General features: G+C 71.6%; 23 protein-coding genes. 13 read left to right on the forward strand and 10 right to left on the reverse strand.

Annotated features, from left to right (window positions below; genetic code table 11):
* Positions 1-11 precede the first annotated feature (11 nt).
* From ACOKM3_RS29390 to ACOKM3_RS29415, 6 genes are all read right to left on the reverse strand, one after another.
* Complete coding sequence (locus tag ACOKM3_RS29390) at positions 12-1,424, reverse strand: SLC13 family permease (RefSeq protein ID WP_426904032.1); 1,413 nt, start codon at positions 1,422-1,424, stop codon at positions 12-14.
* Between the two features lie 75 nt (positions 1,425-1,499).
* Positions 1,500-2,162, reverse strand: coding sequence for a response regulator transcription factor (locus ACOKM3_RS29395; protein ID WP_327663722.1), 663 nt, complete (start codon positions 2,160-2,162; stop codon positions 1,500-1,502).
* On the reverse strand, positions 2,159-3,706 hold the full coding sequence (locus tag ACOKM3_RS29400; RefSeq protein WP_426904033.1) for a sensor histidine kinase: 1,548 nt from the start codon (positions 3,704-3,706) through the stop codon (positions 2,159-2,161). Before ACOKM3_RS29400 ends, ACOKM3_RS29395 begins: the two co-directional genes overlap by 4 nt.
* Positions 3,627-3,956 carry a small secreted hydrophilic protein gene (locus tag ACOKM3_RS29405; RefSeq protein WP_426904034.1) on the reverse strand — a complete coding sequence of 110 codons (330 nt, stop codon included), beginning with the start codon at positions 3,954-3,956 and terminating at the stop codon, positions 3,627-3,629. Before ACOKM3_RS29405 ends, ACOKM3_RS29400 begins: the two co-directional genes overlap by 80 nt.
* An 81-nt stretch (positions 3,957-4,037) precedes the next feature.
* Positions 4,038-4,319 carry an Lrp/AsnC family transcriptional regulator gene (locus tag ACOKM3_RS29410; protein ID WP_266720470.1) on the reverse strand — a complete coding sequence of 94 codons (282 nt, stop codon included), beginning with the start codon at positions 4,317-4,319 and terminating at the stop codon, positions 4,038-4,040.
* Entirely contained in the window at positions 4,316-5,059 is a 744-nt protein-coding gene (locus ACOKM3_RS29415) for a rhomboid family intramembrane serine protease (RefSeq protein WP_426904035.1), read from the reverse strand. Before ACOKM3_RS29415 ends, ACOKM3_RS29410 begins: the two co-directional genes overlap by 4 nt.
* A gap of 112 nt (positions 5,060-5,171) precedes the next feature.
* On the opposite strand from ACOKM3_RS29415, the gene ACOKM3_RS29420 reads away from it, so the two are divergent.
* The 5 genes from ACOKM3_RS29420 (at position 5,172) to ACOKM3_RS29440 (ending at position 10,855) form a co-directional block, all read left to right on the forward strand.
* Positions 5,172-5,411: a hypothetical protein gene (locus tag ACOKM3_RS29420; RefSeq protein WP_009309707.1), complete on the forward strand. Its 240-nt coding sequence runs from the start codon at positions 5,172-5,174 to the stop codon at positions 5,409-5,411.
* A 32-nt stretch (positions 5,412-5,443) separates the two neighbouring features.
* Positions 5,444-6,796, forward strand: coding sequence for an NYN domain-containing protein (locus ACOKM3_RS29425; RefSeq protein WP_426904036.1), 1,353 nt, complete (start codon positions 5,444-5,446; stop codon positions 6,794-6,796).
* 301 nt (positions 6,797-7,097) lie between these two features.
* Positions 7,098-8,123 carry a C40 family peptidase gene (locus tag ACOKM3_RS29430; protein ID WP_426904037.1) on the forward strand — a complete coding sequence of 342 codons (1,026 nt, stop codon included), beginning with the start codon at positions 7,098-7,100 and terminating at the stop codon, positions 8,121-8,123.
* A 254-nt stretch (positions 8,124-8,377) separates the two neighbouring features.
* Positions 8,378-9,409, forward strand: coding sequence for a C40 family peptidase (locus tag ACOKM3_RS29435; protein WP_426904038.1), 1,032 nt, complete (start codon positions 8,378-8,380; stop codon positions 9,407-9,409).
* A 234-nt stretch (positions 9,410-9,643) separates the two neighbouring features.
* Complete coding sequence (locus ACOKM3_RS29440; RefSeq protein WP_426904039.1) at positions 9,644-10,855, forward strand: hypothetical protein; 1,212 nt, start codon at positions 9,644-9,646, stop codon at positions 10,853-10,855.
* A 14-nt stretch (positions 10,856-10,869) separates the two neighbouring features.
* Here the strand turns inward: ACOKM3_RS29440 and ACOKM3_RS29445 are convergent, their stop codons facing one another.
* Complete coding sequence (locus tag ACOKM3_RS29445) at positions 10,870-12,114, reverse strand: glycosyltransferase 87 family protein (protein ID WP_426904040.1); 1,245 nt, start codon at positions 12,112-12,114, stop codon at positions 10,870-10,872.
* Positions 12,115-12,206: 92 nt separating this feature from the next.
* On the opposite strand from ACOKM3_RS29445, the gene ACOKM3_RS29450 reads away from it, so the two are divergent.
* Positions 12,207-13,358 carry a glycosyltransferase family 4 protein gene (locus tag ACOKM3_RS29450; RefSeq protein ID WP_426904041.1) on the forward strand — a complete coding sequence of 384 codons (1,152 nt, stop codon included), beginning with the start codon at positions 12,207-12,209 and terminating at the stop codon, positions 13,356-13,358.
* A 159-nt stretch (positions 13,359-13,517) separates the two neighbouring features.
* Here ACOKM3_RS29450 and ACOKM3_RS29455 read toward each other — a convergent pair whose 3' ends face one another.
* Positions 13,518-15,314 (reverse strand): AMP-dependent synthetase/ligase, encoded by a 1,797-nt coding sequence (locus tag ACOKM3_RS29455; RefSeq protein ID WP_426904042.1) that lies wholly within the window; start codon positions 15,312-15,314, stop codon positions 13,518-13,520.
* A gap of 322 nt (positions 15,315-15,636) precedes the next feature.
* Here ACOKM3_RS29455 and ACOKM3_RS29460 point away from each other — a divergent pair, with 322 nt between their 5' ends.
* The 6 genes from ACOKM3_RS29460 to ACOKM3_RS29485 all read left to right on the forward strand — a co-directional run bounded on the left by ACOKM3_RS29460 (position 15,637) and on the right by ACOKM3_RS29485 (position 20,539).
* A complete protein-coding gene (locus tag ACOKM3_RS29460) occupies positions 15,637-16,398 on the forward strand; it encodes a metallophosphoesterase family protein (RefSeq protein ID WP_266725529.1) in 762 nt (253 codons plus the stop codon).
* A 91-nt stretch (positions 16,399-16,489) separates the two neighbouring features.
* The gene (locus ACOKM3_RS29465; RefSeq protein WP_426904043.1) at positions 16,490-16,927 is read left to right on the forward strand and encodes an SRPBCC family protein; all 438 of its coding nucleotides are present in this window, start codon (positions 16,490-16,492) and stop codon (positions 16,925-16,927) included.
* 113 nt (positions 16,928-17,040) lie between these two features.
* On the forward strand, positions 17,041-18,141 hold the full coding sequence (locus ACOKM3_RS29470) for an ArsA family ATPase (RefSeq protein ID WP_426904044.1): 1,101 nt from the start codon (positions 17,041-17,043) through the stop codon (positions 18,139-18,141).
* A gap of 68 nt (positions 18,142-18,209) precedes the next feature.
* Positions 18,210-18,683 carry a DUF5304 domain-containing protein gene (locus ACOKM3_RS29475; protein ID WP_426904045.1) on the forward strand — a complete coding sequence of 158 codons (474 nt, stop codon included), beginning with the start codon at positions 18,210-18,212 and terminating at the stop codon, positions 18,681-18,683.
* A 66-nt stretch (positions 18,684-18,749) separates the two neighbouring features.
* Complete coding sequence (locus ACOKM3_RS29480; protein WP_327663733.1) at positions 18,750-19,703, forward strand: ROK family glucokinase; 954 nt, start codon at positions 18,750-18,752, stop codon at positions 19,701-19,703.
* A 71-nt stretch (positions 19,704-19,774) separates the two neighbouring features.
* A complete protein-coding gene (locus tag ACOKM3_RS29485; RefSeq protein WP_426904046.1) occupies positions 19,775-20,539 on the forward strand; it encodes an endonuclease/exonuclease/phosphatase family protein in 765 nt (254 codons plus the stop codon).
* Between the two features lie 2 nt (positions 20,540-20,541).
* Here the strand turns inward: ACOKM3_RS29485 and ACOKM3_RS29490 are convergent, their stop codons facing one another.
* A complete protein-coding gene (locus ACOKM3_RS29490) occupies positions 20,542-21,300 on the reverse strand; it encodes a hypothetical protein (protein ID WP_426904047.1) in 759 nt (252 codons plus the stop codon).
* Positions 21,191-21,988 carry an alpha/beta hydrolase gene (locus tag ACOKM3_RS29495; RefSeq protein ID WP_426904048.1) on the reverse strand — a complete coding sequence of 266 codons (798 nt, stop codon included), beginning with the start codon at positions 21,986-21,988 and terminating at the stop codon, positions 21,191-21,193. The genes ACOKM3_RS29490 and ACOKM3_RS29495 overlap by 110 nt, the downstream gene beginning before the upstream one ends.
* 208 nt (positions 21,989-22,196) lie before the next feature.
* Between ACOKM3_RS29495 and ACOKM3_RS29500 the strand changes: the two genes are divergently transcribed.
* Positions 22,197-22,946 (forward strand): lysophospholipid acyltransferase family protein, encoded by a 750-nt coding sequence (locus tag ACOKM3_RS29500; RefSeq protein WP_426906925.1) that lies wholly within the window; start codon positions 22,197-22,199, stop codon positions 22,944-22,946.
* Positions 22,947-23,013 lie beyond the last annotated feature (67 nt).

The following is a 23,013-nucleotide window of genomic DNA, read 5'->3' on the forward strand; positions in this document are numbered from 1 at the left end:
CCAGGGTGGGTTTAGCGGACGGGGACGCCGAGCAGCGGCCACAGCGTGAGCGCGCACAGCAGGACGGCGGCGGCCGTCAGCGGGGCCAGGACGGCGGACAGGCGCAGCAGGTCGCGCGGGGTGTAGGTGGGTACGCCGGGTATCCGGGCGAACAGCGTCACCGGCTTCGCGGAGGCGGGCAGCGTGTGGCAGAAGCCCGCGGCCGCGGTGGAGGCGAGGGCGGCTGCGACCGGGTTGACGCCCGCGCCGACGGCCGCCGCCACGACCAGCGGCACGAGCACGGAGGAGCGGGCCGAGCGGGACTGGAGGATCAGGTGGGCGGCCGTGCTCACCGCGATCACCACGGCGAGGAACAGCCACGGCGGCACGTCGAGCGGCACCCCGCCGACCAGCCATTTCGCGGCCCCCGACTCGGCGAGCGCGACGCCCATCGCCATCGTCGCCGCCATGAACAGGAGCAGCGACCACGGCACCGTGCCGAGCGCGTCCTTCAGCCGTACGGTGCCCAGCGCGGGGGAGGCCGCGACCACCGCGCCGATCAATGCGACGACGGCGGGCGGCACTTGGTGCAGCGGCTCACTGCACCACAGGGCGACGACCGTGGCGAGGAGCAGCGCGCAGCGGGTCTCGGCCGGCTCCCAGGGGCCGGTGACCGGCTGCTCGCTGTGCTCCTGGAGGTCGTCGAGCGTGATGTGTATGGGGCCGACCCGGTCCGCGCGCCGCGTCGTCGTCAACAGCACGGCCTCCGCCGCCAGATGGGACGAGACGACGGCGAGCGGCAGCCCGAGCAGCAGCCACTGCGTGAAGCCGATCCGCTCGCCCGTCGCCTCCCACAGCACGGACACCGTGATCAGGTGCGCGCCCGCGCCGATCAGCGTCGCGACGGCGGAGAGCAGGATGACCGTGGGGAAGAGGAGGGCCAGCATCACGACCAGGCGGCGCCGGTCGGCCAGCACCTTCGCGAGGGCCAGGAAAACCGGCAGCGCCAGCGCCGCGCGCCCCGATGTGGCCGGTACCGCGAAGGCGGTGACGACGAGCGCCGCCGTCGTCAGATGCGTCAACTGCCGCACGCCGCGCGCCCCGCTGACCAGGAACGCCGCCGCCCGGCCTGCGAGCCCGCTGCGCGCCACGGCAGCCGCGAGCACGAACGCGCAGATCAGCAGCCACACCGTCTCGTCGCCCAGCGTGCTGAACAACGTCTCGCTGCTGATCACGCCCGTCGCGGTGAGCGCCAGGCCCGCGCCGAGCGCGATGTACGTGTCGTCGATCGACGTGCCGATCCACGCGCAGGTCGCCAGCGCGAACACGGCGAGCGTGAGCCGGGCGTCGCCGGTCAGGCCGGGGAAGTTGCCGGGGACCACGAGCAGCGCGCAGATGCTGAGGGCGATGCACAGGGTCGCGGCGGTGCGGAGGTTCAGGGTCACGCCGTTCAGCGTGGTGCGGCGCGGTGAGCCTCCAATGAGCCGTAAATGAAAGGAGATTCACGTGCCGTACGGGGATCAGCCAGGCAGTCGGTACCCCATCCCGCGCACCGTCTCCACGTGCCGCGCGCCCAGCTTCTTGCGCAGCGCCCGCACGTACACGTCCACGATGTTGGAGCCGGGATCGAAGTCGTATCCCCACACGTGGGAGAGGATCTGCTCGCGCGAGAGGACCTGGCCGGGGTGGCGCAGGAACAGTTCCAGGAGCACGAACTCGCGGGCCGTCAGGTCCACGGTCCGTCCCTCCGCGCGGGCCCGGCGCGTGCGCAGGTCCAGGGTGAGGTCGCCGCTGCCGAGCATCGTCACCTCGGGGGTGCCGGTGGCCGTGCGCAGCCGGAGCCGGACCCGCGCGAGGAGTTCCTCGAAGCGGAACGGCTTCGTCATCCAGTCGTCGGCGCCGCCCTCCAGGCCTGCCACCGTGTCCCGCACCGAGTCGCGCGCGGTCAGCACGATCACGGGCGTCGTCACCCGGGCCTCGCGCAGCTGCCGCAGCACCGTGAAACCGTCCCGGCCGGGCAGCCCGATGTCGAGGACGATCAGGTCGAAGCCGCCGGTCAGGGCGTAGTCGTGGGCGGAGTCGCCGTCCCCGACGACCGTCGTCGTGAAGCCGCCGGCGCGCAGTCCCTTCTCGACGAAGGAGGCGATACGCTCCTCGTCCTCCACGATCAGGATGCGGTTCACTTCGGCTCCGTCCGGTCGAGTACGAGGGTGAAGGTTGCGCCACCGCCGTCCGTGCGGCTCAACTCCGCGTGGCCGCCGTGTCCTTGGGCGATGGCCTGGACGATCGCGAGGCCGAGCCCGGCGCCCGTGCCGCGCGAGCCACGGCGTGCGGTGCCGCGCCGGAACCGTTCGAAGATCACGGCGGCGTCCTGGTCCGTGACACCGGGCCCGGCATCGGCGACGTACAGCTCGATCCGCTCGCGCTCGCCTCGCTCGCCCCGTTCACGCTCGGCCCGCTCGCGTACGAGCCGCGAGCCGATCCCTATGCGCTGGCCGGGCACGGTGTGCTGCACCGCGTTCTGCGCGAGCTGGACCATCGCCTGCGTGATCCGCTGCGGGTCCAACTCGGCGTCGGCGTCGGCCACTTCGGCCAGTTGCCAGTCCCGCTCGCCGAGCGCCCGCGCCTTGACGAAGACATCGGCGGTCAGCTCGGCGAGCTGCACGGGCTCCGGCGTCACGAAGTCCGGGCGCTCCGCCTTCGCGAGCAGCAGCAGGTCCTCGACGATGCGGCTCATCCGGTCCAGCTCCTCCATCACGATCCGCACCGTCTCCTCGCGCTCGCGCGGATCGTCCCCCATCAGCTCCAGGTGGCCCCGGACGATGGTGATGGGCGTACGCAGCTCGTGCCCCGCGTCGTCGACGAACTCGCGCTGCGCCGCGAACGCCCGCTCCAGGCGGTCGAGCATCCCGTTGAACGTCTCGGCGAGCGCCGCGATGTCGTCCCGGCCCTGCACCGGGATGCGCCGGGTGAGGTCCTGCTCGGTGAGCTGCGCGGCCGTCGTACGCACGAGGCGTACAGGGCGCAGGATGCGGCCCGCGACCGCCCAGCCGATGCCGGTCGTCATCAGCAGCGCCACCCCGGAGATCGCGAGCAGCATGTGGAAGACGCCCTCCGCCTTGGCCTGTTCGCGCTCCGGGTGGAAGGCGACGACGAACGCCGCCGCGGGCCGCGCGCCGTCCGCCCCGATCTCCACCTTCGACCAGCGGATCACGCCGCCGGGGCGGTCCAGGGTGCCGGTCGCGTCGGGGGAGCCGAAGACGGCGCGCAGGCCCGCCGGGTCCTGGGCGAGCGCGTGGTCGACGTCGGGCGCCCGCGACTGCTCCTTCTTGGCGGGGGCCCGGTCCGCGCCGCGGTCGATCAGGCCGAGCAGCTCCTCGTGCGGGTCGGCATACTGCCGTTCCAGGTGCAGCTTGAGCAGCGGGTCGGGATCGGTGAACCGCTTGCCGCTGCGCGGATCGACGCCCTTGCGCACGAAGTTGGCGAACTCGCCGGTCTCCTGCGCGAGCAGCCGGTCCACGCGGTGGTCCACATCGCGCAGCAGGACGGAGCGGGTGGTGGCGGCGACCGCGGTGAGCGCCGCCGTCATCACGACGAGCAGCCACAGCAGGATGCGGACGCGGGCGGAGATCCACCGGGGCGCGGGCTCAGCCGTCGTCGCCCGGTCCGTCGTCGGCGCCGTCGTCGTCCCGGCCGCCGCGGTCGTCGGCTCCGTCGTTTCCGTCATCGTCCGAGTCGTCTGCGCCGGCCGTGCTGTCCGTATTGTCATCGGATGAGGGCTTCTCGCTCACCGGTGGCGGGGACACCGTCTCGTCACTGGGCGTCGGGCGCGGCGAGGGCGAGCCGCTCTCCAGCTCCACCTTCGGCGGCGACTTCGGGGGATCCGGTCTTTCGGTCAGGGCGTAGCTGGTCGCCGCGATGCCGAGCGGGATCGCGACGACCGCGGCGAGGGCCGCCATGCGGTGGGAGAAGGCCATGACAGCCACGCTCGGCGGCGTACCCGGTCGTCAGGATGAGCGGCGGATGAAGAAACCTTCATACAGCTGCCATGGGCGCTGTTACGCGTCGAGACCGATCGCGAACGCCGCCTCCAGGTCGTGCTGCGAGTACGTACGGAACGCGACGTGCGTGTCCGTGCCCTCGACGCCCTGGATCTTGCTGATCTTCCCGGGGATGACGTCCGCCAGATCGTCGTGGCGGGCGACCCGGACCATGGCGATCAGGTCGTAGGTACCGGTGACGGAGAAGACCTCGCTCACGTTGTCCAGAGCCGCGATCGACTCGGCGATCTCGGGGATCCGGTCCACGCTGGTCTTGATGAGCACGATCGCGGTGATCACGGCTGGCTGTCTCCCTCGGTGGCCGTGGCATGGGTCGCCTCAACTCTAGCCCGCCCCCTGTACCTCACCCACGCGTAGAGGAACCCGACGGAGAACCCCACGAGGTGCGCCAGATACGCCACCCCCGGCCCCTGGCTGTCCTGCCCCGCCGCCACCCACTGCAGCGACACCCAGAACGGCAGCACCACCCACGCAGGGAACCGCAGCGGCAGGAACAGGAGGAAGGGGAACAGGCTCGTCACGCGGGCTTCGGGGAACAAGAAGAGGAACGCGCCGAGGACCGCCGAGATCGCCCCCGACGCGCCGACCAGGCTCTGATCGGAATCGGCGTGCGCGAGCACGTACCCGAGAAGCGCCACATAGCCGCTGACCCCATAGAACAGGGCGTACGACAGGCGGCCCATGTGTTCCTCGACCATTGCCCCGAAGACATAGAGGAAGAGCATGTTGCCCAGCAGGTGCAGCCAACTGCCGTGCACGAACAAGGCCGTGAGAGGGGTGAGCAGAGCGCCCGGCGAACCGCTGAACAGCTCGTCGGGGACCACGCCCCAGCGCTCGAAGTAGGCGCTCTGCGCCGCGAGCAGCTGGTCCCCGGTGCCGTATCCGGGGTTGAGACCCGAGGCCGGGGACAGGACGAAGACCACGCAACAGACCGCGATGATGCTGTACGTGACCGGAGCCGGGTGGCCTCTGAGGAATGCGGTCAGCCTGTCGATCGCGGAGCGCCCATTGCCGATCATGGACAGAGCATGACGCAAGGCGGGGAGCGGGCGGCGTACGGCAGGCCGTAGGGTTACGGGCAATAAAGCAGCACCACGCAATCCGCATGCATCCGGAAGAAGGCACCACTCGATGACGGTTCCCCTGCCGACCGCCACCACCCGCTGGCGCTGCACCCTGTGCGGCAATCTGACGCGCTTCGACGTCACGCGGTCCTCGAAGGTCGTCGAGTACGTCCACCTGGACCTGGCCGGTGAGCCGAAGGTGGAGGAGCGCGAGGTGGTCAGTGAGACCATCGAGTCGGTGCGCTGTCGTTGGTGCAACGCGGTGGATCAGGTGGAACTGGTGGACAGGCCGGGCGCCGACTCCTGAGGAGCGGCTCCACAGCGACATTGGGGTGACGGATGGTGGAGAGCACAGGCGGGGAGGCCGGGGAGGGCGGCGCCGCCGAGGTGCTCGACCGTCCGCTGCCCGAAGGGGTACGACGACGGGTCGTGCAGATCGCTTCGGACGGCTTCGGCGGTCTGACGGTAGCTGAACTTCCGGCCCAATTGCGGCAGTATGCCCGGTTCACCCCGACCCGGCGGATGAAGTTCGCGGGCAACGCGATGGCCGCGGCCCTGGAGAGCGACCCGCTGTTCCGGCAGCGGATCGGGGAGCGGCTGCGGGACGCGCAGCCCGAGCTGGCGGCCGCCCTGGAGGCGGGCTCCCCGCCACCCGCGGCAGATCCGCTCGACGTGGCGGCGGCCGCCTATGTGCTGCGGCCCGTCGGCTGGGTGAAGCTCGTCGCCGCCGCGGGCGAGGACGCGGAGCGGGCCGACGCCGAGCGGGCCGACGACGAGACCCGCGCCGAACTCGAGCGGCTGCGCGCCGAGCTGTCCGAGGCCCGGGCCCACACCAAGACCGAGACCGAGCGGCTCCGCTCGGAGCTCGATGCCGCCAAGCGCGAGGTCGCCGCCGTGGAGCGCAAGCTGCGGGCCGCGCTCAGCGACGTGAAGCGCGGCGAGGCCGCCGTGCGCAAGGCGAAGGCCGAGACCGACGCGGTGCGCGCCGAGGGGCAGGCCCAGGTGTCCGCCGCGGAGAGCGAGACGCGCCGGCTCAAATCGCGGCTCGGCGAGGCGGAGTCGGCCCTCGAGTCCTCCCGCAGGGCGGCCCGCGAGGGCCGCAGCATCGAGGACATGCGGGTACGGCTGCTGCTCGACACGGTCCTGGACGCGGCCCAGGGGCTGCGCAGGGAGCTCGCGCTGCCGCCGGTGTCCTCGCGGCCCGCCGACTCCGTGGACGCCGTGGAGCCCGGTCGAATGACGCCGAAGGACATCGCGGCGCGCGCCCTGCACGAGCACGACCCGGCGATCCTCGACCAGTTGCTGGCGCTGCCGCAGGCCCACCTCGTGGTCGACGGCTACAACGTCACGAAGACCGGGTATCCGACGATGCCGCTGGAGAAGCAGCGGCTGCGGCTGCTCGGCTCGCTCTCGCAGCTCGCGGCGCAGACCGGGGCCGAGGTGACCTGTGTCTTCGACGGGGCCGAACTCGCGGCGCCCGTACTGCTCGCGCCGCCGCGCGGGGTGCGGGTGCTGTTCTCCAAGCCGGGGGTCACGGCGGACGAGCTGATTCGCCAGCTCGTGCGAGCCGAGCCGTCGGGGCGCCCCGTCATCGTCGTGTCGACCGACCGGGAGGTCGCGGACGGCGTCGCGAAGGCGGGGGCGCGACCGGTCGCCTCCGTGGTGCTCCTCAAACGGCTCTCGCACGGCTGACGTTCCCCCAAAAGGGAACCCGAGTTACCTATGTCACACGCGCAACATCCGTGTCGAATGCCCGAATTGGCGAAACCTTCACGCAACGTAGCGTCAAGCGGACATCACTGCATGTGAGTTGAGTGCAAAGAATGCAGCGAGTGACGGAGTTTTTTCTCTGAGGGATTTGAACTGATCACGAAGAGGTCACTAGGGTCGGCTCGAACCTCCGCTCGGGTGATCACCTAAAAGGGGTGACGGTGGAGGGACACCGCCCGCCGGCGCATCGGTAGGCGGCTGGAGGAAGAAGGAGCTCGCCTTCGTGGCGTCCCACCGTCGACCCAAGCAGCCGAGCCGCACCCGCGTGACCGTGCTCACCGCGACCGCCGCCGCTGCCGTGGCCCTTACTTCTCAGGCCGCCAACGCCGCACCGAAGCCCAGCAAGAGCGAAGTCAAGGCCAAGGTCGACAAGCTCTACGAAGAGGCCGGTCTGGCGACCGACCACTACAACGGGGCCAAGGAGAAGCAGAAGAAGCTCGAGTCGGAGATCGGCGATCTCCAGGACAAGGTCGCCCGCGGCCAGGACGACCTCAACGAGCTGCGCTCCGGCCTCGGCACGCTCGCGGGGCAGCAGTACCGCTCCGGTGGCATCGACCCCTCGGTCCAGCTCTTCCTCTCGTCCGACCCGGACAGCTACCTCGACAAGGCCTCGACGCTGGACTCGCTCAGCGCCCAGCAGCTCGAGTCGCTCAAGAAGGTCCAGGAGAAGCAGCGCACGCTCGCCCAGGAGCGCGCCGAGGCCTCCCAGAAGCTCAAGGACCTCGCCGACACGCGCGCCGAGCTCGGCAAGAAGAAGGATCAGGTCCAGAGCAAGCTCGCGGAGGCCCGCAAGCTGCTCAACACGCTGTCCGCCGAGCAGCGGGCCAAGATGGCCGCCGAGCAGGAGCGCGCCAGCCGCGACTCCGCCAGCCGCGTCGACCTCGGCAACGCGCTGCCCGCCTCGGGCCGCGCCTCCGCCGCCCTGTCCGCGGCCGCCACCCAGATCGGCAAGCCGTACGTCTCCGGCGGCTCGGGCCCCAACTCCTACGACTGCTCGGGCCTGACCCAGTGGGCGTACAACCAGGCCGGTGTCTCCATAACCCGGACCACGTACACGCAGATCGGTGAGGGCACCGAGGTGGCCAGGAGCCAGCTCAAGCCCGGTGACCTGGTCTTCTTCAACAACACCGAGCACGTGGGCCTGTACGCGGGCAACGGGCAGGTGCTGCACGCCCCGCACCCCGGTGCCAGCGTGCGCTACGAGTCGATGGACACGGTCGGCCCCTACCAGACCGCCCGCCGCATCTGACTCGTTGCTGCCGCAGCGGGCCCTTTGAGCGGTCCCGCTTCCGCTTCCCAACATGCCCTGGAAACGCGCCCGTTCGGGCGAATTCCACGGACCCGCACTGACCCCCGCGCCCCGCCCATGACCTGCGTCAGAGGCGGGGCGCCGCGCTGCGTGCCCCCTGAACGGTCTTTGGTCAGGCGGTAGTCGCCCGACTACTGTCGGCGCGCATTCCCCCGATCACGGGGGTCCGTCAGCGGAAGGGGGAGCGGCAACCCGTGGGTTCTCATCGCCGTATCTCGCACTCTCGGCACTCGGGCCTCGACCGGAGTACGCGCGCGACCGTTCTGGGCGTGGCCGCGGCCTCCGCGGCGGCGGCCCTCGGCGCGGCCCCCGCGGGCGCGGCGCCGCAGGACAGGCCCGCGGGCAAGGCCGCCGTGGACCGCCTGTACGAGCAGGCCGAGAAGGCCACCGAGGCGTTCAACCGGGCCGACGAGCGGACGGACAGGCTCCGCAAGGAACTCGCCGACACCCAGGACCAGGTGGCCCGCGGGCAGGAGCGGATCAACGCGATGCGGCGCGCGCTCGGTCTGGTGGCCGGCGCCCAGTACCGGTCCGGCGGCATGGACCCCTCGCTCGCCCTGATGCTCTCCTCCGACCCGGACGGCTACCTCGACAAGGCGGGCACGCTCGACCGGATCGGCGCGCGGCACGCGGGCGAACTGGTCGAACTGCGGGGCGCCCAGCGCGATCTGGACCAGCGCAGGGCCGAGGCGCGGTCCGAGCTCGCCGAGCTCGAGGCCGCCCGCAAGGCCGTCCGGCAGCACAAGCGGACCGTGGAGAAGAAGCTGGCCAAGGCGCGGCAGCTGCTCAACGCGATGCCGAGCGGGGAGCGGGCCGCGTACGACCGGGCCTCGCGCGGCGGCGCCCGCCCCGATCTGGCCGGTGCGGGGCCCGCCTCCTCCGCCCGCGCGGCCGCCGCGCTCGCCGCCGCCAAATCGGCGCTCGGCAAACCGTACGTCTGGGGCGCGACAGGGCCCTCACAGTTCGACTGCTCGGGCCTGACGCAGTGGTCGTACGGGCAGGCGGGCGTCGGCCTGCCGCGCACCTCGCAGGCGCAGCGGTACGCGGGCCGCCAGGTCCCCGTCTCCCAGGCACAGCCCGGCGACCTCGTGGCGTACGGCTCCGACGCCCACCACATCGGCATCTACGCGGGCAACGGCCAGGTGATCCACGCGCCGCACCCGGGCGCCCCGGTGCGCTACGACCCGGTCGGCATGATGCCCGTCTCGTCCGTGACCCGCGTCTGACGCCTCCCGCGGGACTTAGGGCCCTTCTGACGGATCCTGCTGGAGTCGCGGGCCCTGGCACGCACATCTGCGGCGTTGTCGCCCTCCTCCGCCTTGCAGCTGCACGCTTCCCCAAGCTCTCGGCTTCGCTCGAGCAGGGGAGGCCCCATTACCCCGCTCGCCGGAGCCGAACATTCACGGCCTCCCGCGTCCAGCCTGATCCGTCAGAAGGACCCTAGCCGTACGATCGACAAGATGGCTGGTCGAGGGCGTGCGGTGGGCAGGGCGGGGAGTGCGGTGGCACTGGGCGCCCTGCTCGTCGGGCTTTCCGCGCTCTCCGGGTGCGGCAAGGACGAGAGGCCGAAGGGCGCGGACGCGTCCGCCGTGCAGCGGGTGCTCGACCAGCGGGCGCACGCCGTCGTCACCCGGGACGGGCCCGCGTACCGGTCGACGGGCAGCGCGGAGCCCGGACTGCTCGACGACCTCTCCGAAGTCCCGCTCGACTCCTGGCAGTACAAGCTCACCCACCTGGAGCGCTCCGGGTCCCGCGCCACCGCCACCGCCGAACTGCGCTACCGCATCGACGGCTACGACAAGGCGCCCGTCGTCGCCGAGCGCAGGCTGACGCTCGGCCACGGCGACGACGGCTGGTACGTCACAGGGGACCGGCCCGGGAAGAAGGCGGGCGAGCAGCTGTGGGAGCAGGGGCAGGTGGCCGCGGTGAAGGGCGCGCACAGCCTGGTGCTCGGGGTCGGCAAACCGCGCTCCGAACTGCGCTCGTACGCGAAGCTCGCCGACGAGGCGGTGCCCTCGGTGCAGCGGGCCTGGGGCGGCGACTGGGCGCGCCGGGTCGTCGTTCTGGTGCCCGAGTCCCTCGACGAGATGGGCGAGCTGCTGGGCTCGCCCGCCGCCGGCTACCAGGGGATCGCGGCCGTCACGACGGGCGAGGCGGGCGGCCCCAGCACGGCGCCCGCGGACCGGGTGATCCTCAACCCCGAGGCGTACGGCGTGCTCGGCGAGGTCGGCAAGCAGGTCGTCCTCACCCACGAGACCGCCCACGTCGCCACCCGCCGTGCGACGTCCGCCGCGACCCCGCTGTGGCTCTCCGAGGGGTACGCGGACTGGGCGGGCTACCGCGAGAGCGACCGCACACCGGGCCAGGCCGCGCCCGAACTGCGCCGCGCGGTCCAGCAGGGCGCGGCGCCCGCGCAACTCCCCGACGACGAGGACTTTGGCTTCTCCGGCGACTCCGCCAAGCTCGCCCGCGCGTACGAGAGCGGCTGGCTGGCCTGCCGGATGATCGCGGACCGCTGGGGCGAGGCGAAGCTCAACGCCTTCTACAAGGCGGTCGGCGGCCACAAGCAGCGGGAAGGGGCCGTCGACGGCGCGCTGCGGCAGGCCCTCGGCATCGACGAGCAGGAGTTCGTCGCGCAGTGGCGGGAGTACGTCCGGTCCGAGCTGGGCTGAGGCCTGGGGCGGCGCTAGGGCGTCGGCACCGCGTTGTCGCGTGAGGTCGGGGTGGGCGGCCCGGCGGCGTGTTCGGCGCGCCGGGGTTCGGTCACCGTGGCGCGCCACAGCCGGCGGCAGGCGCTGAGGGAGGCCACGACCAGCAGGCCGTTGCGTACGAAGAGGAGCGTGACGCCGATCGGGTCGCTGGCCACCACGTTGCCGAAGTAGAGCGGGAACTCCAGGAACGTCACGAAGGTCGCCGCGAGCACCAGCCACACCGGCAGCGTCATCCGGCTGTCCCGGAAGAGGAGACAGACGGCGGCGACGCCCACCAGCCACACCATGTACTGCGGGCTGATCACGCGGCTCGTCGTCGTGAACAGCAGCACCGCCGTCAGGCCCGCGTCGGCGAGCGTCGCGGGCTGCCAGGCGCGCGCCTTGAACCGCCACAGCAGCAGCCAGCCGAACGCGAGCGCCGTGAGCACCTGCGCCAGCGTGCTCACCACGTCCACGTACGGCCCGAGGAACTCCACCGAGCCGTAGTTCAGCTGCACCGTGCCGTTCCAGCCGAACTGGCGCGCCACGTGGAAGACGAGTGAGCCGAGGGACTCCACCTCCGTGCCGCGGTCCTTCTGGAACGTGAGGAAGGCGAGCGCGCCCGGCATCGCGACCGTGAACGCGACGAGCAGCCCGGCCGCCGTCAGGACCGCCGTGCCCCACGTCTGCCGGGTGGCCCGGCCGCGCCGCGTGCCGAGCAGCAGCAACGCCGGCCACACCTTGATCATCGCGCCGATCGCCGCGAAGACGCCCGCGGCCCGGGGATGCCGGGCCGCCGCGAGCAGCGCCGCGATCGCGACGGCCGTCACCATCACGTCGTAGCGCGCGTAGACGGTCTGTCCGAGCAGCGGCAGCCCGATGACCCACACCCAGGTGCCGCGCCGCGAGCCGCCCCGCCGTTCGGAGACGTAGAGGAGCATCAGCAGGACGACGGCGTCCGCCAGGAACGCGAGCAGGAAGAAGGCGGAGGCGTACTCCAGGAAGGGCAGCAGCGCGGGGGAGAGGATCGCCATGGCGGCGGCCGGCGGGTACTGCCACGTGACGTCGTCCAGAGGGAACGTTCCGGTGCGCAGCACGTCGAACCAGCCCTGGTAGATCACGTGGACGTCGCTGGTGACGTCGGGACCCGGAACCACGATCACCTTGAAGACGCACAGCAGAAGCAGCGCGCGGGTCAGTACCCAGGTGACCAGGAGCCCGGCGGGCGTTCGCGTCTTCATTCGAGACATGATGCCGGGAAGCCCTGTGGCCTGGCCATGGACCCCCGCGGCGCGGCGGCCGGCGCCGGGCGCGTTCGGTACTGTCGGCGGTGATGCGCCAGACACCGAAGACTCTGCTCGTGACCAACGACTTCCCGCCGCGCCCCGGTGGGATCCAGGCGTTCCTGCACAACATGGCGCTGCGCCTGGATCCGGAGCGGCTCGTCGTCTACGCCTCGACGTGGAAGCGCAGCCGTGAGGGCATCGAGGCCACGGCGGCCTTCGACGCCGAGCAGCCGTTCACCGTGGTGCGCGACAACACGACGATGCTGCTGCCGACGCCGCGGGTGACCAAGCGCGCGGCGGGACTGCTGCGGGCGCACGGCTGTACGTCGGTGTGGTTCGGGGCGGCGGCGCCGCTCGGTCTGATGGCGCCGGCGCTGCGCAGGGCGGGAGCCACACGCATCGTCGCGACGACGCACGGGCACGAGGCGGGCTGGGCCCAACTCCCCGCGTCCCGGCAGCTGTTGCGTCGGATCGGCGAGGGCACGGACACGATCACGTATCTCGGTGAGTACACGCGCTCGCGCATCGCGGCGGCGCTCACGCCCGCGGCGGCGGGGCGGATGGAGCAGCTCCCGCCGGGGGTCGACGAGAAGACGTTCCACCCGGGTTCGGGTGGGGACGTGGTCCGGGCCCGGCTGGGCCTGACGGACCGCCCGGTGGTGGTGTGCGTCTCGCGTCTGGTCCCCCGCAAGGGCCAGGACACCTTGATCCTCGCCATGCCGAAGATCCTTGCGGCCGTGCCGGACGCGGTGCTGCTGATCGTGGGCGGTGGGCCGTACGAGAAGGACCTGCGCAAGCTGGCCGCCGAGACCGGGGTCGCGGACTCCGTGCGCTTTACGGGTTCCGTGCCGTGGGAGGAGTTGCCCGCGCACTACGGGGCGGGGGACGTGTTCGCGATGCCGTGCCGTACGCGGCGCGGCGGGCTGGACGTCGAGGGCCTCGGCATCGTCTACCTGGAGGCCTCCGCGACCGGGCTGCCCGTGGTGTCGGGCGACTCCGGCGGCGCGCCGGACGCGGTCCTCGACGGTGAGACGGGCTGGGTCGTCCGCGGCGGCTCGGAATCCGAGTCGGCGGACCGCATCATCACGCTTCTCCAGGACCCGGAACTGCGCCGCCGGATGGGCGAGCGGGGCCGTGAGTGGGTGGAAGAGAAGTGGCGCTGGGACCTGCTGGCGGAGCGGCTGCGGGGCTTGCTGTAGCGGGTCCGCAAATCAAGCCCCGCCGGCGGGGTGCGCGTGCGTGCGCAAATCAAGCCCCGCCGGCGATTGAGGCGCGGGGCCCGGGGCGGAGCCCCGAGGCGTGGGCAACATCCGCCGCAACGCACAAGGAACGCGCCCGGCGGATGCCACCCGGTACCGCTACGCGCGGTAAATCGCCTCGATCTCGTCCGCGTAATCCTTCGCCACGACATTCCGCTTCAGTTTCAGCGAAGGCGTCAGGTGGCCCGAGTCCTCGGTGAACTGGGCGCCGAGGATGCGGAACTTGCGGACCGACTCCGCCTTTGACACCGCCGCGTTGCCGTCGTCAACGGCCGCCTGGACCGTGGCAAGGAGGTCGGGGTCGTGCTGCAGCGAGGCCACCGTGGACCCGGCCGGCTTGTCGTGGTCCGCGGCCCACTTGTCGAGGAACTCCTCGTCGATGGTGACGAGCGCGCCGACGAACGGGCGGCCGTCGCCGACGACCATGCACTCGGCGACGAGCGCGTGCGCGCGGATGCGGTCCTCGATCACCGCCGGGGCGACGTTCTTGCCGCCCGCCGTGACGATGATCTCCTTCTTGCGGCCGGTGATGCGGAGGTAGCCGTCCTCGTCGAGGGTGCCGATGTCGCCCGTGTGGAACCAGCCGTCGGCCAGCGCCTCCTCGGTCGCGCCCTGGTTGTTCCAGTAGCCGGTGAAGAGGTGCTCGCCGTGCAGCAGCACCTCGCCGTCGTCGGCGATGCGGACGACCGAGCCGGGCAGCGGCTGGCCGACCGTGCCGATCTTCTGGCGGTCCCACGGGTTGAACGCCGTGGCCGCGCAGGACTCGGTGAGGCCGTAGCCCTCCAGGACCGTGAAGCCGATGCCGCGGAAGAAGTGGCCGAGCCGCTCGCCGAGCGGCGCGCCGCCCGAGATCGCGTACTCGCCGCGCCCGCCGAGGACCGCGCGCAGCTTCCCGTAGACGAGCTTGTCGAACGTCTTGTACTTGAGCTTCAGAGCCAGCGAAGGGCCGCTCGGGGTGTCGAGCGCGCGGCTGTACTCGATCGCCGTGTCGGCGGCCTTGTCGAAGATCTTGCCCTTGCCGTCGGCCTGCGCCTTGGCCCGCGCCGAGTTGTAGACCTTCTCGAAGACGCGCGGCACGCCCAGGATCAACGTAGGCCTGAACGCGGCCAGTTCATCGGTGAGGTGCTTGATGTCGGGGGCGTGGCCCAGCTTGATCGGGGCCATCAGCGAGGCGACCTCGACCAGGCGGCCGAAGACGTGCGCCACCGGCAGGAAGAGCAGCACGGAGCACTCGCCCGTACGGAAAAGCGGGCCGAGGCGCGCCACGATGTTGCCGCACTCCGCGAAGAAGCTGCGGTGCGTGAGGACACAGCCCTTGGGGCGGCCGGTGGTGCCCGACGTGTAGACGATGGTCGCCGGGTCGTCGGCCTTCGCGATGGCGCTGCGGTCGTCGACCATCCCGTCGGAGAGCTCGGCGCCGACGCGGTACAGCTCGTCGATGCCCCCGCCCTCGATCTGCCAGACGTGCTGCAGCTCGGGCAGCCGGTCGCGCACGGAGGCGACGGCCGCGGCGTGCGCGTCCAGCTCGACGAGGATGCCGACCGCGCCCGAGTCGCCGAGGATCCACTGGATCTGCTCGGGCGAGCTGGTCTCGTAGACCGGGACGGTGATCGCGCCCGCGCTCCAGATCGCGAAGTCGAGCAGTGTCCACTCGTAGCGCGTGCGCGACATGAGCCCGATGCGGTCACCGGCCTGCACGCCGGAAGCGATCAGACCCTTGGCGGCCGCGCGCACCTCGGCGAGGAACTGGACGGCCGTGACGTCCTGCCACGTGCCGTTGACCTTGCGGCCGATCACAGCGACGTCCGGGTGCTGCGCGGCGTTTCTGCGAACGATGTCGGTCAGATTGCCGTCCGCGGGGACCTCGTACAAAGCGGGAAGGCTGAACTCGCGCAAGACTGCTGCTCCTCGTAGGGCGCCGGCGCCACTCTTCTGTGATGCGTCGGTGCGGTCCAAGATCGGGCAGGTGCACAGTGCATCAATGAATTGTCCGCCCCAACTCGGCGGCGTTCATTGTTTGAACTGAACACGACTGGACTGCCCGGACGTTACCCATCGGTACTGCTTCTTCGATAGGGGGGTCGGACCAGATGTTCGCTGCGTCACACGCCGCCGCGACTGTTCTCGCACCCTAGTCCAGGAGTCGAGCGACTCGGAAGTAACCGCAGGTCCGGCGGCCTCTACCCATTCCGGGACCCATCGTCCTAGGGTGATCGGCATGCGCGTACATGTGGTCAGCGATGTGCACGGAAACTCCACCGACCTCGCACGAGCGGGAGACGGCGCCGATGCCGTCATCTGCCTTGGTGACCTGGTGTTGTTCCTTGATTACGCAAATCATGCGCGCGGCATTTTCCCCGAATTGTTCGGAGTCGAGAACGCGGACCGCATCGTTGAACTGCGCACCGCCCGTCGCTTCGAGGAGGCGCGCGCCTTCGGGGCGGAGCTCTGGGCGGGCATAGACCGTGTGCCGGCCATCGAAAAAGCGGTGCGCAAGCAGTACGCGGAGATGTTCGCGGCGTTCCCCACACCGACGTATGCGACCTACGGCAATGTCGATATGCCGAAACTCTGGAGTGAGTACGCCGCCCCCGGCACGACCGTGCTCGACGGGGAGCGCGTCGAGATCGGCGGCTGGGTCTTCGGCTTCGTCGGGGGCGGGCTCCGCACGCCGATGCGCACGCCGTACGAGATCGACGACGAGGAGTACGCCGCGAAGATCGAGGCCGTGGGCGAGGTCGACGTGCTGTGCACGCACATCCCGCCGGAGGTCCCCGACCTCGTCTACGACACCGTGGCGCGGCGGTTCGAGCGCGGCAGCCGCGCCCTCCTCGAGGCGATTCGCCGGACCCGGCCGCGGTACTCGCTCTTCGGCCACGTCCACCAGCCGCTCGCGCGCCGGATGCGGATCGGGTCCACGGAATGCGTGAATGTCGGCCACTTCGCGGGGTCGGGCAGGCCCTGGGCACTGGAGTGGTGACAGCGACGGCGCATGCGCGCGATAGCCTTCACGGGACACACACGCAGGCAGGCACGGCGCACCCATGACCGTATCCGGAGGAGCCACGGCGATGGCGGAACACACCAGCTCGAGCATCACGATCGAGGCGGCCCCTGCCGATGTCATGGGGGTGATCGCCGACTTCGCCCGCTACCCGGACTGGACGGGTGAGGTGAAGGAGGCGGAGGTCATCGCCGAGGACGGGGCCGGCCGCGCGGAGCAGGTCCGGCTCGTCATGGACGCCGGGGCGATCAAGGACGACCAGACGCTCAAGTACACCTGGGCCGGTGCGAACGAGGTCTCCTGGACCCTCGTGAAGTCCCAGATGCTGCGTTCCCTCGACGGCTCGTACGTGCTGAAGCCGGCGGGCGAGGGGACCGAGGTCACGTACTCCCTCACGGTCGACGTGAAGATCCCCATGCTCGGCATGATCAAGCGCAAGGCGGAGAAGGTCATCATCGACCGCGCGCTGGCGGGCCTGAAGAAGCGGGTCGAGTCGGGCGAGTGATTTCGAGCCCCGCCGGCGATTGAGGCGCGGGGTCCGGGGCAGAGCCCCGAGACCTCGCCCCCGGTGCCGGGCGCAGACAACGGTGGCCGGAACCACAGGTAGCCTCACACTCCATGCGCACCCTCCTCGTCACCGGCCCCGGCGGCGCCGGCCGCACCACGGTCGCCGCCGCCACCGCCCAGAAGGCCGCCGGCGAAGGGTTGCGTACGAGGTTGATCACCGCGGACCCGGTCGCCGGGCTCGACGGCGTCGACGTCGTCCGGCTCACCCCGGCCGACGACTTCCGCCGCGACCTCCTCGCCCTCCAGGACCGCGCCGCCTCCGGCCTCGAACTCCTCGGCGCCGCCCGGCTCGACGCGGACGAGATCACACCGCTTCCCGGCAGCGAGGAGCTCGCGCTGCTGCGCGCCCTGCGGGACAGCGCCGAAGGCCCGTACGACCTGCTCGTCGTCGATCTGCCGCCCGCGCCCCGTGCCATCGACACGCTCGCCCTGCCCGAGCAGCTCCGCCGCTATCTGCGCCGCCTGCTCCCCGCGGAGCGGCAGGCCGCGCGTGCCCTGCGCCCCGTGCTCGGCCGGCTCGCCGGGGTGCCGATGCCCGCCCAGTGGCTGTACGAGTCCGCCGCCCGCTGGGACGCCGAACTCGCCGCCGCGCAGGCCGTGATCGAGGCCGCCTCCACCCGCGTACGACTCGTCGCGGAGCCCACCCGGGCCGCCGCCGAGACCCTGCGCACCACCCGCACCGGCCTTGCCCTGCACGGGCTCGACGTCGAGACGGTCGTCGCCAACCGCGTGCTCCCCGACGGCTCCACCGACCCGTGGCTCGCCGACGCCGCCGCCCGCCAGCGCAAGGTCGTCGCCGAGTGGCCCGGCGCGCACGAGCTGCCGCACCTGGGCCGCGACCCGCGCCCCGGGGACCTGGACGTACCGGTGCCCGCGACCCTGCCCGGTCCCCGTACCCCCTGGCCCGTGGAGGACCGGCTCGGTGAGGACGGCGTCCTGGTGTGGCGGATACCGCTGCCCGGCGCCGTCCGCGAGGAGCTGAGCCTGATGCGGCGCGGCGACGAACTGGTCGTCGGCGCGGGCCCGTTCCGGCGTATCGTCCCGCTGCCCTCCGCGCCCCGCCGCTGCACCGTGGCCGGCGCGGGACTCGTCGACGGCGAGCTGCGGGTCCGCTTCGCCCCCGACCCGGATCTGTGGCCGCAGACCCGGTGAAGGCGGCGCACCCGTTCGGGTAACGTCGAAGGGGTAACCGGTCCAGCTCTCCGCAGGAGTCAGCCGTCATGAGCGACGCCACCGAGCACCCCGCCCAGCAGGTCGACGCCGACGCCTGGGAGAAGGCGTGCGCCGAGGATCTCGAGGAGGAGCGGGCCCGCCGCAGGGCCGAGTACGGGCCGCCGCCCGGGTCCGCGGCCGAGGAGCTGAAGAAGCTCGTCGACGCCGTCACCGACAAGCTCTCGTCCGTGCAGGCCCCGTTCCTCGGCGCGGTCGCCCAGGGCACCGCCGAGCAGGTCGCCAAGCAGGCCGTACGGCAGGCCCGCTCCGTCATCGAGCCGGTCATCGACCGCAACGCCGACGTGTTCGACCACCTGGCCGCCGCGGGCAACGAGCTGCTCGCCGCCTACCGCTCCGCGGTCGAGGGCCAGGAGCGCCGCTGGACCCAGCGCACCCAGGAGCCCGCCCCGCCGAAGGCCGCCGAGGACACCGAGGACCCCAAGGACGACGGCCCCGGTGGAGAGCACATCGACCTGGACTGAGCCGGGGACCGGGCCCCTGCTCGGTTAGGGTGGGCCCTAGCGGGGCTCGACCGAACTGAGGGATTCATGGGACTCACCATCGGCGTCGATATCGGCGGCACGAAGATTGCGGCCGGCGTGGTCGACGAGGAGGGCAACATCCTCTCCACGTTCAAGGTGCCGACGCCTTCCACGCCTGACGGGATCGTCGACGCGATCGCCTCGGCCGTGGAAGGTGCCAGGGCCGGGCACGAGATCGTGGGCGTGGGCATCGGTGCGGCCGGCTACGTCAACCGTCAGCGCTCCACCGTGTACTTCGCGCCGAACATCGACTGGCGCCAGGAACCGCTGAAGGAGAAGGTCGAGGCGCGCGTCAAGCTGCCCGTGGTCGTCGAGAACGACGCGAACGCGGCCGCCTGGGGCGAGTACAAGTTCGGCGCGGGCAAGGGCCACCGCAACGTCATCTGCATCACCCTCGGCACCGGCCTCGGCGGCGGCGTCATCATCGGCAACAAGCTGCGCCGCGGCCACTTCGGTGTGGCCGCCGAGTTCGGCCACATCCGCATGGTGCCGGACGGCCTGTTGTGCGGCTGCGGCTCGCAGGGCTGCTGGGAGCAGTACGCCTCGGGCCGCGCGCTCGTCCGCTACGCGAAGCAGCGGGCGAACGCGACGCCGGAGAACGCCTCGTACCTGCTCTCGCTCGGCGACGGCAGCCCCGAGGGCATCGAGGGCAAGCACATCTCCTCGGCCGCCCGCGAGGGCGACCCGGTGGCCGTCGACTCGTACCGCGAGCTGGCCCGCTGGGCCGGCGCGGGCCTGGCCGACCTCGCCTCGCTGTTCGACCCGTCGGCGTTCATCGTCGGCGGTGGCCTCTCGGACGAGGGCGAGCTGGTCCTCGACCCGATCCGCAAGTCGTACAAGCGGTGGCTGGTCGGCGGCAACTGGCGGCCCGTGGCCGACGTGATCGCGGCCGAGCTGGGCAACAAGGCGGGCATGGTCGGCGCCGCCGACCTGGCGCGGGAGCCCGACCCCGTCATGTGACGTACGTACATACGCACCTGGTGCCCGTCGTTCCCCGTGGGGGCGGCGGGCACCGGCGTATCTTGATCTTCATGGACTCCGGCTCGCTCCCCGAAGAACGCACCGAACTTCCCAAGTCCCGTACGGAAGCGGACGGTTCGGCCGTCATTCGCGTCCTCAGCTACAACATCCGCTCGATGCGCGACAGCCCCGTCGCCCTCGCCCGCGTGATGAAGGCCTGCGCCCCGGACCTCGTACTGATCCAGGAGGCGCCCCGGTTCTTCCGCTGGCGCAAGCACCTCGCCCGGCTCGCCCGCGCGGCCGACCTGGTGATCCTCTCCGGGGGCGGCAGCGCCGCGGGCCCCGCGCTGCTCTGCTCGCTGCGGGCCACCGTCGAGCGCACCGAGGACGTGCTGCTGCCGCTCACGCCGGGGCTGCACCGGCGCGGCTTCGCGACCGCGGTCGTACGGTTCGGGGGCGCGCGGCTCGGTGTCGTGAGCTGCCATCTGAGCCTGCAGAAGGACGAGCGGTACGCGCAGGGCGGGATGCTCCTCGACCGGATCGCCGCCATGGGGGTGGAGCACGCCGTCGTGGGCGGGGACCTCAACGAACGGCCCGGCGGACGCACCTTCCGCCGCCTCGCGCGCACCCTCAACGACGCCTGGGCCACCAGCCCCTGGGGCGGCGAGTACACCTCGACCCCGGCCGATCCCCATCAACGTATCGACGCGATCCTCGCCACCAAGGGCATCGAGGTGCTCGGCTGCGGCGTCCCCGACTTCCTCGACGCGGACGAACTGAGGGCGGCCACGGACCATCTCCCGGTCCTGGCCGCCCTCAGGGTGCCTGCCTCGTAGCCTCAGACGACCGCGCCGCGCCCCGGATCGTCGCCGTCCTCGTCGTCGCCCGGGGACATCCGGGCGACGAGTGTGCCGAAGCCACCGAGGAAGCCGCCGATGCACAGCGTCGCCAGCCACCACGTCATGTCCCAGCCCAGCAGCACCGCGAGGAGCAGCAGGATCGGGCCGCCGACCACCGCGATCCAGGCGAACCTGGCCGTGACGTCCCCCTCCGGCAGCGGGGGCGGCTCGGGCGGGACGAAGTGGCCCTCGTCGGCGGCGTCGAAGTCGTCGTCCGAGGGCTCGGGCGCCGTGTGGTCGCGCGGGCCGGGAGTGGCGGCGATGCCCGGCGCGAAGGAGACCGAGGAGCCGAGGGGGCGCTGCTTTCCCTGGTCCTCGTCCGGCTCGTCCTTCTTCGCGGCGCTCCGGTCCGTGCCGGACGGCTCCGGCGCGTCGTTGGTCTCCGGTTCGAGCAGCGCCAGGTCCTCCACCGACTTGAACGGCTTGGCGCCCGGCGGGTCCGGCGGCTCCTCCCCGTAACCCGCGACGATCGCCGCCCACGCCGCGTCCTCGTCGCTCGGCAGGAGGGGATCGCGGGACTGCCCGCCGGTCTCCTCCTGGCCGTGCGGCTCCGAGCTGTCCGGCCGCTCGGACCCGCCCCGCTCCTGCTCAGTCACCGGTGCTCGTCCCTTCCACGCCCTCGCTGGGGATCTTGCCGACTTCGGGGGCGAGCCGGTCGAAGAACGCGTAGCTCTCCGCGAAGATCCGGTCCGCGTCATGGTCCAACGTCGCCACGTGGTAGCTCTGTTCCAGCAGGATCTCCGTGACGTCCGTGGACGAGACGCGGCCGAGCACCCGCGCCGAGTCGGCGGGCGGCACCACATGGTCGTTCACGCTGTGCAGCACCACCAGGGGCTGCGTCACCTGCGGCAGCTCACGGTCCACGGTCCGGAAGAAGATGCGCAGCTGGTGCGCCGCGTGCAGCGGGACCCGGGGGTAGCCGACCTCGTCCACGCCCTCCTTGGCGATGTCGCTGGTGATGCCCTTGACCGTGCGCACGAAGTGCCGGGCGACCGGGAGCGCGTACGCGGACAGGCCGTGCACCTTGTTGCCCGGGTTCACCAGGACGAGGCCCGCGATCCGGTCCCCGTGCTTGGCCGCGAGGCGCAGGGCGAGCGCGCCGCCCATCGACAGACCGCACACGAAGACGTGGGAACAGCGGTCGGTGAGCTCGCGCAGGGCGCGGTCCACCTCCGCGTACCAGTCCTGCCAGGCGGTGACGGACAGGTCCTCCCAGCGCGTGCCGTGGCCCGGCAGCAGCGGGAGCGAGACGGTCAGACCGCGCGCGGCCAGGTACTCGGCCCAGGGCCGCAGCGACTGGGGCGATCCGGTGAATCCGTGACAGAGGAGGACGCCGACCTCGCCACCGTCGTGGCGGTACGGCTCGGCTCCAGGAAGGACCGGCACCTTCGGTCTCCTGTTCATCAGAAACGGCGGGGGCTTCAGGACGTGGACCTCACGGTACGCGACCGGACTGACACCGACCAGGGTCGTCGGGCCCCAGGGCGGCCCGTCGGCCAGGGTCGTCGGGCCCCAGGGCGGCCCCGCGGGTTAAGGTCAAAGCCTCGGACTGGTCCCGGTACGAGGTCCGGGCACGAGGGAAGGCAGTGGGTTGATCTACGGCGCAATGAAGGTGGCCATCGGAGGGCCGCTGAAGCTCGGTTTCCGGCCGTGGGTGGAGGGCCTCGAGAACATCCCCGCCGAGGGCCCCGCGATTCTCGCCAGCAATCACCTCTCGTTCTCCGACTCGTTCTTCCTCCCCGCCGTCCTCGACCGCAAGGTCACCTTCATCGCGAAGGCCGAGTACTTCACCACCCCCGGGGTCAAGGGGAAGATGACGGCCGCCTTCTTCAAGGGCGTCGGCCAGCTGCCCGTGGACCGCTCCGGTTCGCGGGGCGCGGGCGAGGCCGCCATCAAGAGCGGCATCGAGGTCCTGGAGCGCGGCGAGCTGTTCGGCATCTACCCGGAGGGGACGCGTTCCCCCGACGGCCGCCTCTACAGGGGCAAGCCGGGCGGCCTCGCGCGCGTGGCGCTCTCCACCGGCGCCCCCGTCATCCCCGTCGCCATGATCGACACGGAGAAGATCCAGCCTCCCGGCAAGGTGATGCCCAAGCTGATGCGCCCGGGCATCCGCATCGGCAAGCCCCTCGACTTCAGCCGCTATCACGGCATGGAGAGCGACCGCTTCGTCCTGAGGGCTGTCACCGACGAGGTCATGTACGAGATCATGAAGCTTTCCGGCCAGGAGTACGTCGACATGTACGCGACAGCCGCCAAGCGGCAGATCGCGGACGCGGAGAAGGCGGCCAAGGCCGAGAAGGAAGCGGCGAAGAAGGCGTTGGAGAAGGAACGGGGCGGCTCCTAGCCGCGTCGTTCCCACGGAGGGTGCGGGAGCCGGCAGTACCCGGAAGTGCCAAAGGGTGGGGACAGGG

Source organism: Streptomyces nidicola (assembly GCF_050106155.1).
Classification (GTDB): Bacteria; Actinomycetota; Actinomycetes; order Streptomycetales; family Streptomycetaceae; genus Streptomyces.

Coding starts and splice junctions, on each gene's coding strand:
- ACOKM3_RS29400 (WP_426904033.1), bottom strand. CDS start 3,706: ATGACGGAAACGACGGAGCCGACGACCGCGGCGGCCGGGACGACGACG.
- ACOKM3_RS29405 (WP_426904034.1), bottom strand. CDS start 3,956: ATGGCCTTCTCCCACCGCATGGCGGCCCTCGCCGCGGTCGTCGCGATC.
- ACOKM3_RS29415 (WP_426904035.1), bottom strand. CDS start 5,059: ATGATCGGCAATGGGCGCTCCGCGATCGACAGGCTGACCGCATTCCTC.
- ACOKM3_RS29420 (WP_009309707.1), top strand. CDS start 5,172: ATGACGGTTCCCCTGCCGACCGCCACCACCCGCTGGCGCTGCACCCTG.
- ACOKM3_RS29425 (WP_426904036.1), top strand. CDS start 5,444: ATGGTGGAGAGCACAGGCGGGGAGGCCGGGGAGGGCGGCGCCGCCGAG.
- ACOKM3_RS29440 (WP_426904039.1), top strand. CDS start 9,644: ATGGCTGGTCGAGGGCGTGCGGTGGGCAGGGCGGGGAGTGCGGTGGCA.
- ACOKM3_RS29445 (WP_426904040.1), bottom strand. CDS start 12,114: ATGAAGACGCGAACGCCCGCCGGGCTCCTGGTCACCTGGGTACTGACC.
- ACOKM3_RS29450 (WP_426904041.1), top strand. CDS start 12,207: ATGCGCCAGACACCGAAGACTCTGCTCGTGACCAACGACTTCCCGCCG.
- ACOKM3_RS29460 (WP_266725529.1), top strand. CDS start 15,637: ATGCGCGTACATGTGGTCAGCGATGTGCACGGAAACTCCACCGACCTC.
- ACOKM3_RS29465 (WP_426904043.1), top strand. CDS start 16,490: ATGGCGGAACACACCAGCTCGAGCATCACGATCGAGGCGGCCCCTGCC.
- ACOKM3_RS29470 (WP_426904044.1), top strand. CDS start 17,041: ATGCGCACCCTCCTCGTCACCGGCCCCGGCGGCGCCGGCCGCACCACG.
- ACOKM3_RS29475 (WP_426904045.1), top strand. CDS start 18,210: ATGAGCGACGCCACCGAGCACCCCGCCCAGCAGGTCGACGCCGACGCC.
- ACOKM3_RS29480 (WP_327663733.1), top strand. CDS start 18,750: ATGGGACTCACCATCGGCGTCGATATCGGCGGCACGAAGATTGCGGCC.
- ACOKM3_RS29485 (WP_426904046.1), top strand. CDS start 19,775: ATGGACTCCGGCTCGCTCCCCGAAGAACGCACCGAACTTCCCAAGTCC.
- ACOKM3_RS29490 (WP_426904047.1), bottom strand. CDS start 21,300: ATGACGCGGACCGGATCTTCGCGGAGAGCTACGCGTTCTTCGACCGGC.